Here is a 13,154-nt window from a genome sequence, read left to right on the forward strand (position 1 = left end):
CCATCCCATTGCATCGTCAAAACGGAAAAAAGACGGGAAGCAGCAGCACCATAAGAATGCCGATCAACAGCTGCAGGGGCAATCCGATTTTGACGTAATCCCCGAAGGAATACCCTCCTGACGCCATCACCAGAGCATTGGTCGGCGAAGCGACCGGAGTGGCGAATGCCATGCTGGCGGCCAAAGAAACCGCGAACAAGAACGGATAAGGGCTGATTCCCATTTGGATGGCGGCCGTTGCCGCTATAGGTGCGAAGAGAACCGCCGTTGCCGTGTTGCTAATAAATAAGGTCAGGAACGACGTGACAAAATAAATTCCTGCCAACAGGACGAGTGGACCGAATCCGCCTAAGCCTTGCACCAAGCTTTCGGAAATATATTGGGCGGCCCCGGTTTTCTCCAGAGCGCTCGACATCGGGATCATTCCGGCAATGAGGACGATGCTTTCCCAGTTAATTGTGTTGTAGGCCTCCTGCATATTCCTCAAGCAGCCGGTAGCGACCATCAGGATCGCGGCCAGCATGACGGTAATGACTGCCGGAAACACTTCAAGCGTCATCAGAATGAGCATCATCAGCATGATTCCTGCGGCTACAGGCGCTTTATGATTCCTCGTCATGGTGCCGGCCTCTTCCATCGGCTGTCCTACAACGACAAAGTCGGTCGTTTCCCGGGAAAGCCACTGGATCTTCTGCCAAGCTCCCTGGACGAGCAGGGCATCGCCGAAGCGCATCTTTTCTTCATTCAGATTATGCAGAATGTACTTTCCCTTCCGCATAATCCCCAGTATATTCAGACCGTATTTCTCCCGAAAACCGGATTCCTGGATACGCTGATTAATAAATTTGGAATCGGGGGTAAGCAGAACTTCCGCGATTCCTCCCTCCTGCGACAAAAGCGTCCCGGTTTCGTTCCGGTTCATCCGTTCGGTTTGCTGCGGGTCCATCAGCTCGAGACCGCATGAATCGGCAAAATGCTTCACCTGCTCCATCGATCCCCGGACGTATAAAATATCATCCGGCTGAATGACCGTTCGCGGACCGGCTATTTCTGGGGCAAGCGACTTGAAGAATGGATTTTTACGCGACTGCTTTCGCCGAACCTCCAGGATATGTACACCGTATTTGGACGGAATCTCCAGATCAAGCAGCGATTTTTGCGTTATTCCCGCATCCTGCCGTACTCTCACCCGGAACAGGTTCTGGGCCAGCTGATAATGTTTGGCCAGTTCCTGCATCGAACGCCGGCGGGGTTCCTTGTCCGCCCCCTCCGCATTTTTCGTGCCGAGAAACAGCTTCGTCAACCCGATTAATAGGATCATCCCGATAATTAAAGCTGCCAATCCTATAGGGGTAAAGGCGAAAAAAGACAGCTTCTCATATCCGAATCGGGTCAGCGTCTCGCTTATGACCAGATTTGGCGGAGTTCCGATAAGCGTCAAGGTCCCCCCCAGGCTGCTGGCAAAAGCAAGCGGCATCAGGAGACGCGCCGGGCTCATCCCGATTTCGGCCGCCAGACTGACTACAATCGGCAGCATAACCGCAACCGTACCCGTGTTGCTGATAAACGCGCTAAGCAGCGCTGTAACGGCCATGACCATCAGCAGCAGCCGCATTTCATGGGGTCCGGCCAGTTTCAATAACTGCTGACTGGCCATCCGGGCTAGTCCGGTCTGGAAAATCCCGCCCCCCACCACAAATAATCCAATCATCATCACTACAACCGAGTTGGAAAAGCCGGCCAGAGCTTCTCCGGGCGTCAATATCCCCAGCAGCACCAAGACCACCAACGAGCAAAGCGCGACCAAATCGGAGCGCACCTTCCCGATAATAAAAAGAATCGAAGCGGCACCCAAAAGCAGCAGGGTCACGATCATTTGCGCATTCAAAAAAGCCATCCTCCCCAGATTCAAATCTCTAATCGTGTATTAATTAATAGTAGGGGTCAAACCAGGCCCCCTCGTGAAGTAACTCCATAAGTGAAGTTCTCGGTTATGGCCGAACACGGATTTCTACCAGCTTCGGAGTGACGCTTAAAGACAATCCTCGACAATTTCCCAGGAAATATAGACAAAATTCAAGCCCCGCTTCCCACCATTTGGAAAGGGGGCCCTTCATGAGTTTACCATAATCCCGTCATGGCCGGGTAGCCATTTTCCGTTAAATAACGCGACTATTGTACCTCCCATTTATTTAAATACAGGACTATCGACGGAGATTCAAAAAGGTGGTATGATGAAAAAAAAGTCCGAAACTGTCGGATGTTTTATATAAATTGAACTAAAGAATTCATAGATCGTGGAGTGGAGAAAGAAAGATGCTTCCAGGGCGAGTTTTGGCTTTGTATTCCTACCATCCGATGGCCCATCCATATAGAAGGAATCTGTTGTTTCGGGGTCCCCGAAAAGTAATGTATAAACCTTTTTCGAAGCAAAGTCAGGGGGATCGACCGCGCTTAGAGGAGGGTTTAGACGCCGACCGTGTTACGGTGCGGACGGATTTCACTACGAAGCTCATCTTCACTTTTTGGGGAAGGAGTATGATGTTTGAAGCTTCGGAGGCACTTTCCTTCGGAACGGAACGATCCCTTTCTTTAGTGCCACTTTCTATTCTACAGGAAAGGAGAGGCGTTTCCTCCCATGCCGGAGCACGGGTCTTGCGCGCCAAGATTTGCCATGGACAGTCGAACCGCAGAACAAATTCGAACCCGCCTGATCGATCAGCTAGTCTTTTTTGACGAGCAGCAGATGAGTGTGCTCGATACCTATTTTCCGTCTGCTTCTACTGAACCGCAAGAACGATCCGCCACTGTCGCATGGATGGATCAGTACGTATCCGAACTGGAGCAAATTGTCTTCGGGCTTGCGGGGAATTCACCCGACCTGCCTCCCAAGGTGCTGATCGGGAGTACGGTTACTTTGCGGCAGCCTGCCGATAACGAAAGAAAGACGTACAAGATCTGCCTGCCTGATGACGCGGATCCGAGCACCGGAAACTTATCCTTTCTCTCCCCAATCGGTATGCAGTTACTGCTGGCTTCTCTAAATGAAACCGTTCATTTACCGGCCTTGCCCGGAGTAAGCGAGACGATGACCGATTCGATCATTTCCGACATCCGGTTTGAGGAAGAAGAATTAAGAAAGTGAGCATTGTTCGTGAAGAGGAGCCGTCCAAGGAACGGCTCTTATACAGTCAAGCATTATACGTCCAATCCCTGCTCGCCGTACTTTTCGGTTGTACGGAACACGCTGCATTTGAGAAACACAAAATGACTGGGGATAATAGGGTTACTAACTGTCTCACAGGTTATTCCTCCAGATCATCCGCGAGACGAATGCCGCTGAATTGCCACCTTTGCTCCGGAAGGAGATAATGGCGGAAGGTTGGTCGGATATGGCCTGCGGGCGTTATGCAGGAACCTCCCCGCAATACCATCCGATTGCTCATATACTTGCTATTATATTCTCCGAGCAGCCCCTTGGAGCGCTTATTTCCCGGGTAGGGAAGGTGAGGACTCATCGTCCACTCCCACACATCGCCGTATCCTTGCAACAGTAGCTCACCATGTGAACTGCTAGGGGGAGCTGGATGAAAGAAGCCGGACTCTGCGAGGTTCCCTTCCATCCGAACCGGTGCGAACGCGATCTCCCATTCTGCCTCGGTCGGCAGCCTGCGGCCGGCCCACCGCGCGTAAGCATCCGCTTCATAATAACTCACGTGACAGACGGGCTCGTCCAATTCCAGCTCCTGCATGCCGGACAACGTAAAGTTCCACCAATCGCCGTCCCTTTTCTCCCAATACAGGGGGGCTTCCCAGCCGTGCTTTTGCACGCACTCCCAGCCTTCGGCCAGCCACAGCCTCGATTGCTTATAGCCTCCGTCCTCCACAAACTGCAAATATTCGCCGTTCGTTACCGGCTGCGAGGCCAGTTGGTATCCTCCTTGCCATACTTTATGTCTGGGCCGTTCGTTATCGAAGACGAAACCCGGCCCGTCATTACCGATCTCCGCCTGCCCTTCCTCGAACCGATGCCAGGTCAAATAAGGAAGGACCCGCAAACCGGTCTCCTTGCGCTCCCGGTAAACCGGCTTTAACGGATCGACGGAATAGTTGTACTTGATGTCTGCCACAAGCCGCTCCTGATGCCGCTGCTCATGATTTAATCCAAGCTCAAGATAAGGAGTTATCCACACAAGCCGTTCCTCATCAACCGTGCCCAGCAACTCCATAATGCTGCGGTCCACATACTGGCGATAGCGATAAATTTCCTCTACGGTCGGACGCAGACCAAATCCTTGAGGCGGTGCATGAAAATCTCCGAATAATCCGGAAGGAAAAAGCGATATGTAACTGTGATCATACAGCTCGTAACGTTCCATATATCTTTGCAGCACGAAGGCTTCAAAAAACCACGTCGTATGGGCCAAATGCCATTTGGGAGGACAGACCTCCCCCATAGCTTGCACTACATAATCCTCCGCTTTCAGCGGATCTGCCAACCGTTCCGTCGTTGCCCGGATTAACGCATACTTCTCCTGCAGCCATCTTCCGGGCGCAAAGCTCGCTTCGGTGCGCTTAGCGTATTCCATAATCCTCCTCCTTCTCTTAAGAGCTAGTTCCTCGTTCTTTTTAGCGGCATCCGCCCCTAATCGTAATCTGCATCTGTTCCTGTTGTTATCTACATCCATAAGGTGGTCCTTGTACACAAGGCCAGTATTTCTATTCTATTTCGCTTCGCTTGTCCTCGCGGGAAGGTTTAGCGGACTTGGTTTTGTCCATATAATGGTTGACAACCCGATCCAGCCTTGTTATCTGACAGCCGTAATCGTACATCGTAGCGGCCACCAAGATGACCCGAGACAGCTGCTCTTCATCCAGCGAGCGGTTTTTCATCATCTCTTGTAAAAAGGACTCGCTGCTCGCTTCCGAACGATTCGGAACCGTTCCCTCCACTTTAAGCTTCCCTTCAAATTTCAACTGCACCAGCTCATGATGCTTGATCAATTCCTCCATTTGCCGGTCAAATCGTTCATCCATGGAGCTGTCCGCCAAATGAACATAATAACGGCCGATCGTTTCCTGCAGGTCTAATCCTTTTCTGAGCGTTCGGAGCATTTGTTTGTAGACGAGAAGCAGGCGCGCATCATTTAGCGTCCGTTTGCCGCGCTTGCCGCGTTTGCCCAGCTTTTTGCGCTCTTCCTCGAACATCTCATAGATGTCCTCCAGCTTGTGCAGTGCCTTCAGCATTTCTTCCCTCTGCTTTTTGTAGACCGATTCCTTGATCTTATCGAATATGGAATTGCGGAGCAGAAGCGAAAGCCGGCTAAAGACCGATTGAACCTGCTTAAGAAAATGCTTTTCATGCTGAGGCGGAAAAAAAGCTATGTTGACAAGGAAGGCCGAGCCAATCCCGATCATAATGATTAGAAACCGGTTAACGGCAAAAGACCAGTGGACGGACGCGTCCCCCGCCACATCCATAATAGCGATGACGGTTACCAGAGTCAGGCCGATGGTGGACTCCATTTTTAATTTAAGACAAATCATGATGACGACAATACAAATCATGCCAATCGCAATCGGCTCGTTACTAAAAAATAGCCCCGCCAACAGGGCGAGCCCCGCACCCAGCACATTCGTCCGCACCTGATCGCGAATGTGTCTCCAGGATCGGTATATGGAAGGCTGCATTGTAAGGATAGCGGCAACCGCTCCAATAAGAGCAGGAGTTAATTCCATCAGCGCACAGATGTACAGTGCCAGAGTGACGGCGACCCCGGTTTTAAGCACCCGCGCCCCCAGTTCCATCGTTAGGTTCCCCCTTGTTTCTGTCTGTGGAGAGTTTTTATTTACCTATTATTCCCAGAGCTTCAAGCTCTTCTTCCTATTATACGATTTGGGGATCGTTTGGCAAAGCGGGCTTTTGGCATTACGTCCTTTGACCCTTATTTCTAGGCCCCTGGACGGTTAATACAGGCGGCCAGGCCCTTCAGGAAGCCACAAAAAAGCAGCCGGTCGGCTGCGCCATCTGAGCTGCATCTGAATGGCCAAAAGTGTAAGGTGAAACACGAATTATTCAGCGCCCTCATCGAACGTCCCTTACTCCCAATATCCCTTTACTCCTGAATCGGATCCGGAATCAGCCCGTCGTTCTTCAGCTCCGAGTTCGTTTTCATCCGCTCCATCGCTTTGCCGTGCTCCTTCATTTCCTTCAAATCGGGAGCCATCGATCCATTCACTACTTCCTCAATCGTTCTCGTCGTGCCTCTGTGCTCATCAAGCACCTCCTGGCGAATAACCGTTTTCAAATCTTCATTGTTATAAGAAGCCATGGTCCTAACCTCCTTAAGTAGATTTTAGATATTAAGATGAAGCTGCTCCTAGTCCTTTGAAGCAAAAGTAGTTCTATGGAATTACTTCCCTATCGAGGACATTCGTACCTAACAATCGGAATTGTTTGTTTTCCTGTGAAAAGCGGATTCATAGCAACTACCTTTCTATTAAAAAGCAGCTTTCAACAACCGTTTGCAGCTTGCGCTTCTCCGGTTCCAAGCTTTCTTCTTTGTTGCCGGACCTGGAGATTTAGAAATCCGATGAATGGCTGCAGCTATCTGCAAATATGCAGGTCATTTGGAAGAAATTCAGTGAAATCGGCTAATGAAACGCAAAAATGCGGGTAAATTTGGCCGTTCGGCCGAATTTCTGATTTTGATGGCAATTGACATGCACTTTTGCACGTCTTCTTCGATGTTTGCCGGATTCTTGCCAATCGACATGCATTTTTGCCTGTCTTTGACGCAATGCCGGCTCCCCGCTCAGGCTGCGGGTCTGTACAAGCAGCGCCTTGGAAAATAAGGGGTAAAAGTGCACTTGATTTCAGGTTTTGCTTCGCTTTTGGAAAACGGGGTGCATAAGTGCACCCTAATTTACCGAAAATCGGAGATTTTTCATAAAAGGAGAGATTAAAGGGCAGTTCTGCACCTTAATGAGATAAACATCGAAAATCGGCAATTTGAAGTGCATTTATGCGCCTTAATTCCCCAGACTTTTAGATACTTTATCTTTACCCTGTAAATCTATCATAGAAACATAGAGTTTCCATAAGCTGGGGGTAGCCTGAATACCGCAACAGAATGTAGAGTTCCATAGGAGCAGAGGGTAGAAGGTAGAAGGTAAGCTAACCTAAGAGGTATTGGAACATTGTCAGAACGGAATTACCCGTAAGATAGGGTAGCCCATCGACTTCCCCTGTAACGGAAATACAACGCTCCTCAAAATAAAACAGCCGCTCCCCGAAAAATGGACTTCTCTTTGAAGTCTTTCCGGTAAGCGACTGTTCTGGATGCAGCTCTCCTTGATTGCAGACCAGCATCTCTTCAGCATAGTAGCTGTGTAAATTTGTATCTTAGCTCGCAACTTTCCGCTAACTTGCTTTACTATAAGCTGTTACAAGCCTTATTACACCTTATCACGAGCTTCATTATAGGGCTTAATTACAAACTCCGCCCCCAAGCTTCATTAAGCATGTCGCAAGACATCCTGCAAGGCTTACTTAGGCTCGCGGAAATCGCTCCGTCGGGCTATTCCTTCGTCGTAGGCGGCATCGATGACGGCCTCCCGGACCTTCTCGGCTACGCTCTGGTTGAATACGCTCGGGATAATGTACAGCTCGTTGAGCTCATCCTCGCCGACGACCGATGCGATGGCCCGTGCCGCCGCGAGCTTCATGCCTTCCGTAATTCGCGAAGCCCGGCAATCCAGCACGCCCCGGAACAAGCCCGGGAAGCAGAGCACGTTGTTGATCTGGTTCGGGTAGTCCGAACGCCCCGTAGCCATCACGCGCACGTAGCCTTCCGCCTCCTCGGGGGCGATTTCCGGCGTCGGATTGGCCATCGCGAACACGATCGCGTCCGGCGCCATCCGCTTCACGTCGTCGACCTGGAGCACGCCGGGGCCGGACACGCCGATGAATACGTCGGCGCCCGCGATGACGTCGGCGAGGCGCCCTTCCTCGCGGTGCGGGTTCGTATGCTCGGCGTACCAGTTCCACGCCTCATGAGCATACGTCGTCCCCGCAACGAGCGCGCCGCAGCGGTCGACGCCGACGATGTTCTGCGCGCCGGCGGCCAGCAGCATCTTCGTGCAAGCGATGCCGGCGGCGCCGAGGCCGCACAGCACGATTTTGCAGTCGGCGAGCTGCTTGCCGACCAGCTTCACCGCGTTGAGCAGGCCGGCGAGGAGCACGACCGCCGTTCCATGCTGATCGTCATGGAACACCGGGATGTCGAGCTCCTCGGTGAGCCGCCGCTCAATCTCGAAGCAGCGCGGGGACGAGATGTCCTCGAGGTTGATGCCGCCGAATGCCGGGGAGATGGCCTTGATCGTCCGGATAATCTCCTCCGTATCCTGAGTATCCAGGCAGATCGGGAAGGCGTCTACGCCCGCCAATTGCTTGAACAGCATCGCCTTCCCCTCCATCACCGGCATCGCCCCGAGCGGACCGATGTCCCCTAGCCCGAGCACGGCGGTGCCGTCGGAGACGACCGCCACCGTATTGCGCTTGATCGTCAGCGTATGGGCGCGGGACGGGTTCTCGTGGATCGCCATCGACACGCGAGCCACACCCGGCGTATAGACGCGGGACAGATCGTCGCGGTTTTTGATCGGGATCTTGGGCGTGACCTCGATCTTGCCGCCCAAGTGGAGCAGGAACGTCGAGTCCGAGACGTTGATCACCTTGACCCCGGGCAGTTGAGCGACGCTTTTCACCATCGAATCGGTAAGAGAGGCGTCTGTCAGTTGAACGGTGATATCTCTCGTCGTCGTTGTTTTGCCTGCACGGGTAACGTCGACCGCGATAATATCCCCTCCGGTGTCGCTAATCGCGGTCGCGATCTGTCCGAAGGACGTTTGTTGCTTATCGATTTCCAGACGTAAGACAATGCTTGTACTGGCTTCTGCCGCTTTTCTTTGCATAGCTTAACTTCACCTCACCTCATTAATCTGCTCTCGTTTCCAAGGTTGTATCTCCGTCAGACAACGCCACTTTCGCGCGGCTTGTAACTCGCGTGCAGCCCAAAACCTTTGAGCAGTTTCCCCTTGCCCGCTTCGCTGTTTAGCACAGCTTTTAGTTGCCTCTTTTAGTTGCCGGTTTAGTTGCGGCTTCTAGCCCACCTTCTGGCACAACTTTTAGTACAGCTTCTAGTACTGCTTTTTAGCACAGCTCGATAAGTCTCGCCAGCAGAGCGGATCTTCGTGGAATTTCCTCCAGCACTACGTATTCGTCGGGCGAATGGGCGTAATCTCCCCTGGCCCCCAGTCCATCCAGCGTCGGGGTTCCGCAAGCCGCCGTGAAATTGCCGTCGCTTACCCCGCCGGTACTCGCCTCGCTCATGGTCAACCCGAGCTCCTCGGTTCCGATCCGGTGAGCCAGCCGGTACAGCTCGGCGATCTGCTCCGTCCGTTCCATTGGAGGACGGGTCATGCGGCCGGTCAGCGTCACCCGCGTCCCCTGCATGATCGGACGCAGCGCGAACAGTGCCGCCTCAACCCGCTCGGCCTCCTCCGCTGTCTGCACCCGCACATCGATTTCCGCCTCCGCCCGATCCGCTACCACATTGCTGCCAATTCCGCCCTGGACGATGCCGACATTCACCGTCGTTCCTAAGTTGTAATCCGTCAGCTCGTGAAGGCGTTGAATTTGGTAGGACAGCTCTTGAATCGCGGAGATGCCCTTCTGCGGGTCTACTCCGGCATGAGCGGAGACGCCCTGGATGACCATTTTGTAGCGGCCGCTTCCTTTGCGCGATGTTTTCAATGCTCCGGTCGGCTCCAGTGGAGGCTCCAATACAAAAGCGACCTCGGACAACCGCGCTTGCTCTTCCATTCGTTGGCGCGAGGTCGGGCTGCCGATCTCTTCGTCGCTGTTGATAAAGAAGACCAAAGTCTTGTCTTCGGGAAACCGGCCCTGCTCCTGAAGTGCCTTAATGGCAAAAATGGCCTGCAACAACCCGCACTTCATATCATATACGCCAGGACCGTACGCTTTTCCTTCATGGATGCGAAATGGCCGTTTGACCGCCTCTCCCTCCGGCCACACCGTATCGTAATGACCGATTAGCAGGATCCGCCGAGCCCCGTTCCCTACAGTACAGATCAAGGGGTCTCCATATGTTTCATTAGCAAGTCTATCCACCTGTCCGCCAATCAAACGCCGGAGTAAATCGGCGTACCAATCAGACATCCGGTCGCCGTGGAGCTTGCTTTCCGAAGGGGAGTCCATATTGACGCTTTCCTCCAGCAGCTCCAGCAGCTCGGGCATGTAGGTATTCATTTGATTCATTAAGATTGAAGACATAAAAATTAGGACAACTCCATTAGTGTGATTGACTGTTCGTTCCGAACAGCCGGTCTAGCCCATAAACCCGTTCCAGCAGATAGATAAACACCAGACTCAGCAAAATAACTACAGAAGAAACAGAGGCGACCAGCGGATCGAGAGTCTCCTGCATATAGTTAAAGATCGCCAGAGGCAGCGTCGTTGTATTCGGGGAGACAAGAAACAGCGACACGGTCACATTATCGAACGAAGTGAGGAACGAGAAGATCAAGCCCGACAGGATCGCCGGACGCAAGAGCGGGAGCGTGATATCCCAGAATACCTGGATGGGCTTGGCGCCCATAATATAAGCGGCCCTTTCCAGTGTATAGTCAAAGGAGCTCAGCCCCGTAAGCGTCAGCCGGACGACATAAGGAATCGAAATCAGAATGTGAGCCAGGAACAAGCCGCCAAAGGTGCCTCCCAACCCTATTTTGGTAAAAAACAGCAGCGCCGCAATCCCGATAATAATGGCCGGCACCGTTAACGGAGAAAGCAGCAGCCCGTTGATAAAGCCTTTACCCGGGATTCTGTACTTGTGAAGCGCCAGCGCCGCAATCGATCCGATCAGCGTCGATACGACCGCAGTCAATGCAGCCAATTGCAGGCTGAAAAAGAAGGCTTCGATAAATTCCGGCCGATCCAGGATCCTCTTATACCATTGAAAGGAAAACCCTTCTGGCGGAAAAGATAAATAGGCCGTGTAGGTAAAGGAGGTCGGAATGATAACGAGCAGTGGGGAAATGACCGCGAACAATATCATAAACGAGACCAGTCCCAACCAGGAAAATCGCAATTTCTTCATGAGGAAAACACCTCTTTATACCGTTTCGTCTCTACCAGCCTCGTAAACAAAGTTACCAAGGCAACGGTGGAGCCCAGCAGCAGAAAGGCGAGCGCCGCTCCTAGCGGCCAGTTCAAGGTCGCCATAATTTTCTCATAGGTGATCACCGGCATTACCTTCACCGACGTTCCGCCCATCAGTGCCGGAGTGACGAACGCGCTCATCGACAAACTGAACACAAGCGTAGTCCCCGCCACAATTCCCGGCAAGCTGAGCGGCAGAGTGATCGTCAGGAAGGTTGTAAACCGGGATGCCCCCAGGATCCCGGCCGCTTTATGAAGGGACGGGTCTACCGAGTACAGGCTGGTCGCAATGGCCAGCACCATATAAACGATAAAAGCGTCGGTCAAACCGATGATAACCCCCAGCTCGTTATACAATAATCGCAGCGGCTCTTGGATAATTCCAAGCTTTATGAGCGTATTGTTGATCCAGCCTTTGTCGCCGAGAATGACGACCCAACCGAAGTTGCGGATGACAACGCTGATCAGATGCGGGGAAATGATTAGAAAGGTTACGAATCCCCGAACTTTGCCGGAGGCCTTGGACATGAACAGGGCTACCGGATAGGCGAGCACCAGACAGCTGATGACGGTCAGCAGGCTGACTTTGATCGTTCGCCACATAATTTGCAGATAGTAAGGGTCCTGCACAAATAATAAATAATTGGCTATAGTGAATTGCTGCTCCTCATCCTGAAAGCTAAGCAGAAAGATATAGATCATCGGGATGATAAAGACACCTAGCAGAATAATCATAGCGGGAGCTAACAGCAATAACGGCGCCCGGTTCATGAGGCGGTTCGCTCTTGTAGAAGAAGCCATAGTTAGCTCTCCTTTCTCGCAAAGACGAAGGTGTCATCCGCTTCCCACTGTACGATGGCTTGCCGGCCGGCTTCCATCGATCGATTCCCTTCCGTCGCGGAGAGCCGAACGGACAGGTTCCCTGCTCCGGTATTCACTACACATTCCGTAAAGGAGCCCAGGAAGGAGGTCAATTGGACGGTTCCCTGCAAACGGTTGTCTCGGGCGGCGCCACCTTCCAAATCGAGGAACATCTTCTCCGGGCGGACATAGACCGATACAGATTCGTTAGCAGCAAAGGCTTTGCCACGGGCGTTAGCAACAACCACATCTCCCTGATCCAAAGCAATGGTAACGGTCTGCCCGTTGTGACTTTGCACTTTGCCGCTCATTTGATTGGACTTCCCGATAAAAGTGTGAACGAACTCGGTGGCCGGCTGGTTATAAATTTCCCATGGAGTGCCGATCTGCTCGATCTTCCCGTGACTAATGACCACGATCCGGTCAGACAGATAGAGCGCCTCCTCCTGATCGTGAGTGACGAAGATAGTCGTCACGCCTATTTCCTGATGCAGCCGTTTGATTTCATCCCTCAGCTCCTCGCGCAATTTGGCGTCCAGGTTGCTGAGCGGCTCATCGAGGAGCAGCAGCGAAGGCTCTGTAACGAGCGCGCGGGCAATGGCAATCCGCTGACGCTGTCCGCCCGAGAGCTGCTTCGGATAGCGGTCGGCTACGTGGGGGAGCTTAACGATCTCCAGCACTCTCTGCACCCTCTCGCGTATTTGCGGCTTGGGCACCTTTCTCAGCTTGAGGCCGTAGGCGACGTTCTGCTCCACCGTCATGTGCGGAAACAAGGAGTACGTCTGAAACACCATGCCGAGATCCCGCTTGTTGGAGGGGACACCGTTCATCCGCTTCCCTTTAATTCGCAGCTCTCCGCCATCCGGTTCGAGGAAGCCGGCAATCATGTTTAGAGTCGTCGTCTTTCCGCACCCGGAAGGCCCGAGGAAGGAGATGCATTCTCCTTGCTCGACCTCCAGATTAAAGTCGTCAACCACCACGTTTGCACCAAAGCTTTTCTGTATATGAAGCAGTTCAACATCTAATTTTTTAGTCAAAAGATCACCTG

At 52.5% G+C, this 13,154-nt stretch carries 10 protein-coding genes; 1 reads left to right on the forward strand and 9 read right to left on the reverse strand.

Annotated features, from left to right (window positions below):
• Positions 1-16: 16 nt before the first annotated feature.
• A complete protein-coding gene (locus tag KJS69_RS16225) occupies positions 17-1,888 on the reverse strand; it encodes an SLC13 family permease (RefSeq protein ID WP_213584830.1) in 1,872 nt (623 codons plus the stop codon).
• Between the two features lie 750 nt (positions 1,889-2,638).
• Here KJS69_RS16225 and KJS69_RS16230 point away from each other — a divergent pair.
• Positions 2,639-3,145, forward strand: coding sequence for a GreA/GreB family elongation factor (locus tag KJS69_RS16230; RefSeq protein WP_213584831.1), 507 nt, complete (start codon positions 2,639-2,641; stop codon positions 3,143-3,145).
• 160 nt (positions 3,146-3,305) lie between these two features.
• Here the strand turns inward: KJS69_RS16230 and egtB are convergent, their stop codons facing one another.
• The 8 genes from egtB to KJS69_RS16270 form a co-directional block, all read right to left on the reverse strand.
• Entirely contained in the window at positions 3,306-4,589 is a 1,284-nt protein-coding gene (gene egtB / locus KJS69_RS16235; RefSeq protein WP_213584832.1) for an ergothioneine biosynthesis protein EgtB, read from the reverse strand.
• Between the two features lie 130 nt (positions 4,590-4,719).
• Positions 4,720-5,808 (reverse strand): FUSC family protein, encoded by a 1,089-nt coding sequence (locus KJS69_RS16240; RefSeq protein WP_213584833.1) that lies wholly within the window; start codon positions 5,806-5,808, stop codon positions 4,720-4,722.
• A 308-nt stretch (positions 5,809-6,116) separates the two neighbouring features.
• Positions 6,117-6,332, reverse strand: a complete 216-nt coding sequence (locus KJS69_RS16245) for a hypothetical protein (protein ID WP_213585032.1) — start codon at positions 6,330-6,332, stop codon at positions 6,117-6,119.
• A gap of 1,216 nt (positions 6,333-7,548) precedes the next feature.
• Positions 7,549-8,976 carry an NAD-dependent malic enzyme gene (locus KJS69_RS16250; RefSeq protein ID WP_213584834.1) on the reverse strand — a complete coding sequence of 476 codons (1,428 nt, stop codon included), beginning with the start codon at positions 8,974-8,976 and terminating at the stop codon, positions 7,549-7,551.
• Positions 8,977-9,214: 238 nt separating this feature from the next.
• Positions 9,215-10,357: a M20 family metallopeptidase gene (locus tag KJS69_RS16255; RefSeq protein ID WP_213584835.1), complete on the reverse strand. Its 1,143-nt coding sequence runs from the start codon at positions 10,355-10,357 to the stop codon at positions 9,215-9,217.
• Between the two features lie 19 nt (positions 10,358-10,376).
• Positions 10,377-11,183 carry an ABC transporter permease gene (locus KJS69_RS16260; RefSeq protein ID WP_213584836.1) on the reverse strand — a complete coding sequence of 269 codons (807 nt, stop codon included), beginning with the start codon at positions 11,181-11,183 and terminating at the stop codon, positions 10,377-10,379.
• Entirely contained in the window at positions 11,180-12,046 is an 867-nt protein-coding gene (locus KJS69_RS16265; protein ID WP_374706649.1) for an ABC transporter permease, read from the reverse strand. Before KJS69_RS16265 ends, KJS69_RS16260 begins: the two co-directional genes overlap by 4 nt.
• Positions 12,047-12,048: 2 nt before the next feature.
• Complete coding sequence (locus tag KJS69_RS16270; RefSeq protein WP_213584837.1) at positions 12,049-13,143, reverse strand: ABC transporter ATP-binding protein; 1,095 nt, start codon at positions 13,141-13,143, stop codon at positions 12,049-12,051.
• Positions 13,144-13,154: the final 11 nt, after the last annotated feature.

The sequence above is a fragment of the Paenibacillus sp. J2TS4 genome, from assembly GCF_018403245.1.
In the GTDB taxonomy this organism is placed as follows: Bacteria; Bacillota; Bacilli; order Paenibacillales; family NBRC-103111; genus Paenibacillus_L.

Bases quoted from the DNA above. Each gene is read 5' to 3' on its own strand.
- KJS69_RS16230 (WP_213584831.1), top strand. From the start codon at position 2,639: ATGCCGGAGCACGGGTCTTGCGCGCCAAGATTTGCCATGGACAGTCGA.
- egtB (WP_213584832.1), bottom strand. From the start codon at position 4,589: ATGGAATACGCTAAGCGCACCGAAGCGAGCTTTGCGCCCGGAAGATGG.
- KJS69_RS16240 (WP_213584833.1), bottom strand. From the start codon at position 5,808: ATGGAACTGGGGGCGCGGGTGCTTAAAACCGGGGTCGCCGTCACTCTG.
- KJS69_RS16245 (WP_213585032.1), bottom strand. From the start codon at position 6,332: ATGGCTTCTTATAACAATGAAGATTTGAAAACGGTTATTCGCCAGGAG.
- KJS69_RS16250 (WP_213584834.1), bottom strand. From the start codon at position 8,976: ATGCAAAGAAAAGCGGCAGAAGCCAGTACAAGCATTGTCTTACGTCTG.
- KJS69_RS16255 (WP_213584835.1), bottom strand. From the start codon at position 10,357: ATGTCTTCAATCTTAATGAATCAAATGAATACCTACATGCCCGAGCTG.
- KJS69_RS16260 (WP_213584836.1), bottom strand. From the start codon at position 11,183: ATGAAGAAATTGCGATTTTCCTGGTTGGGACTGGTCTCGTTTATGATA.
- KJS69_RS16265 (WP_374706649.1), bottom strand. From the start codon at position 12,046: ATGGCTTCTTCTACAAGAGCGAACCGCCTCATGAACCGGGCGCCGTTA.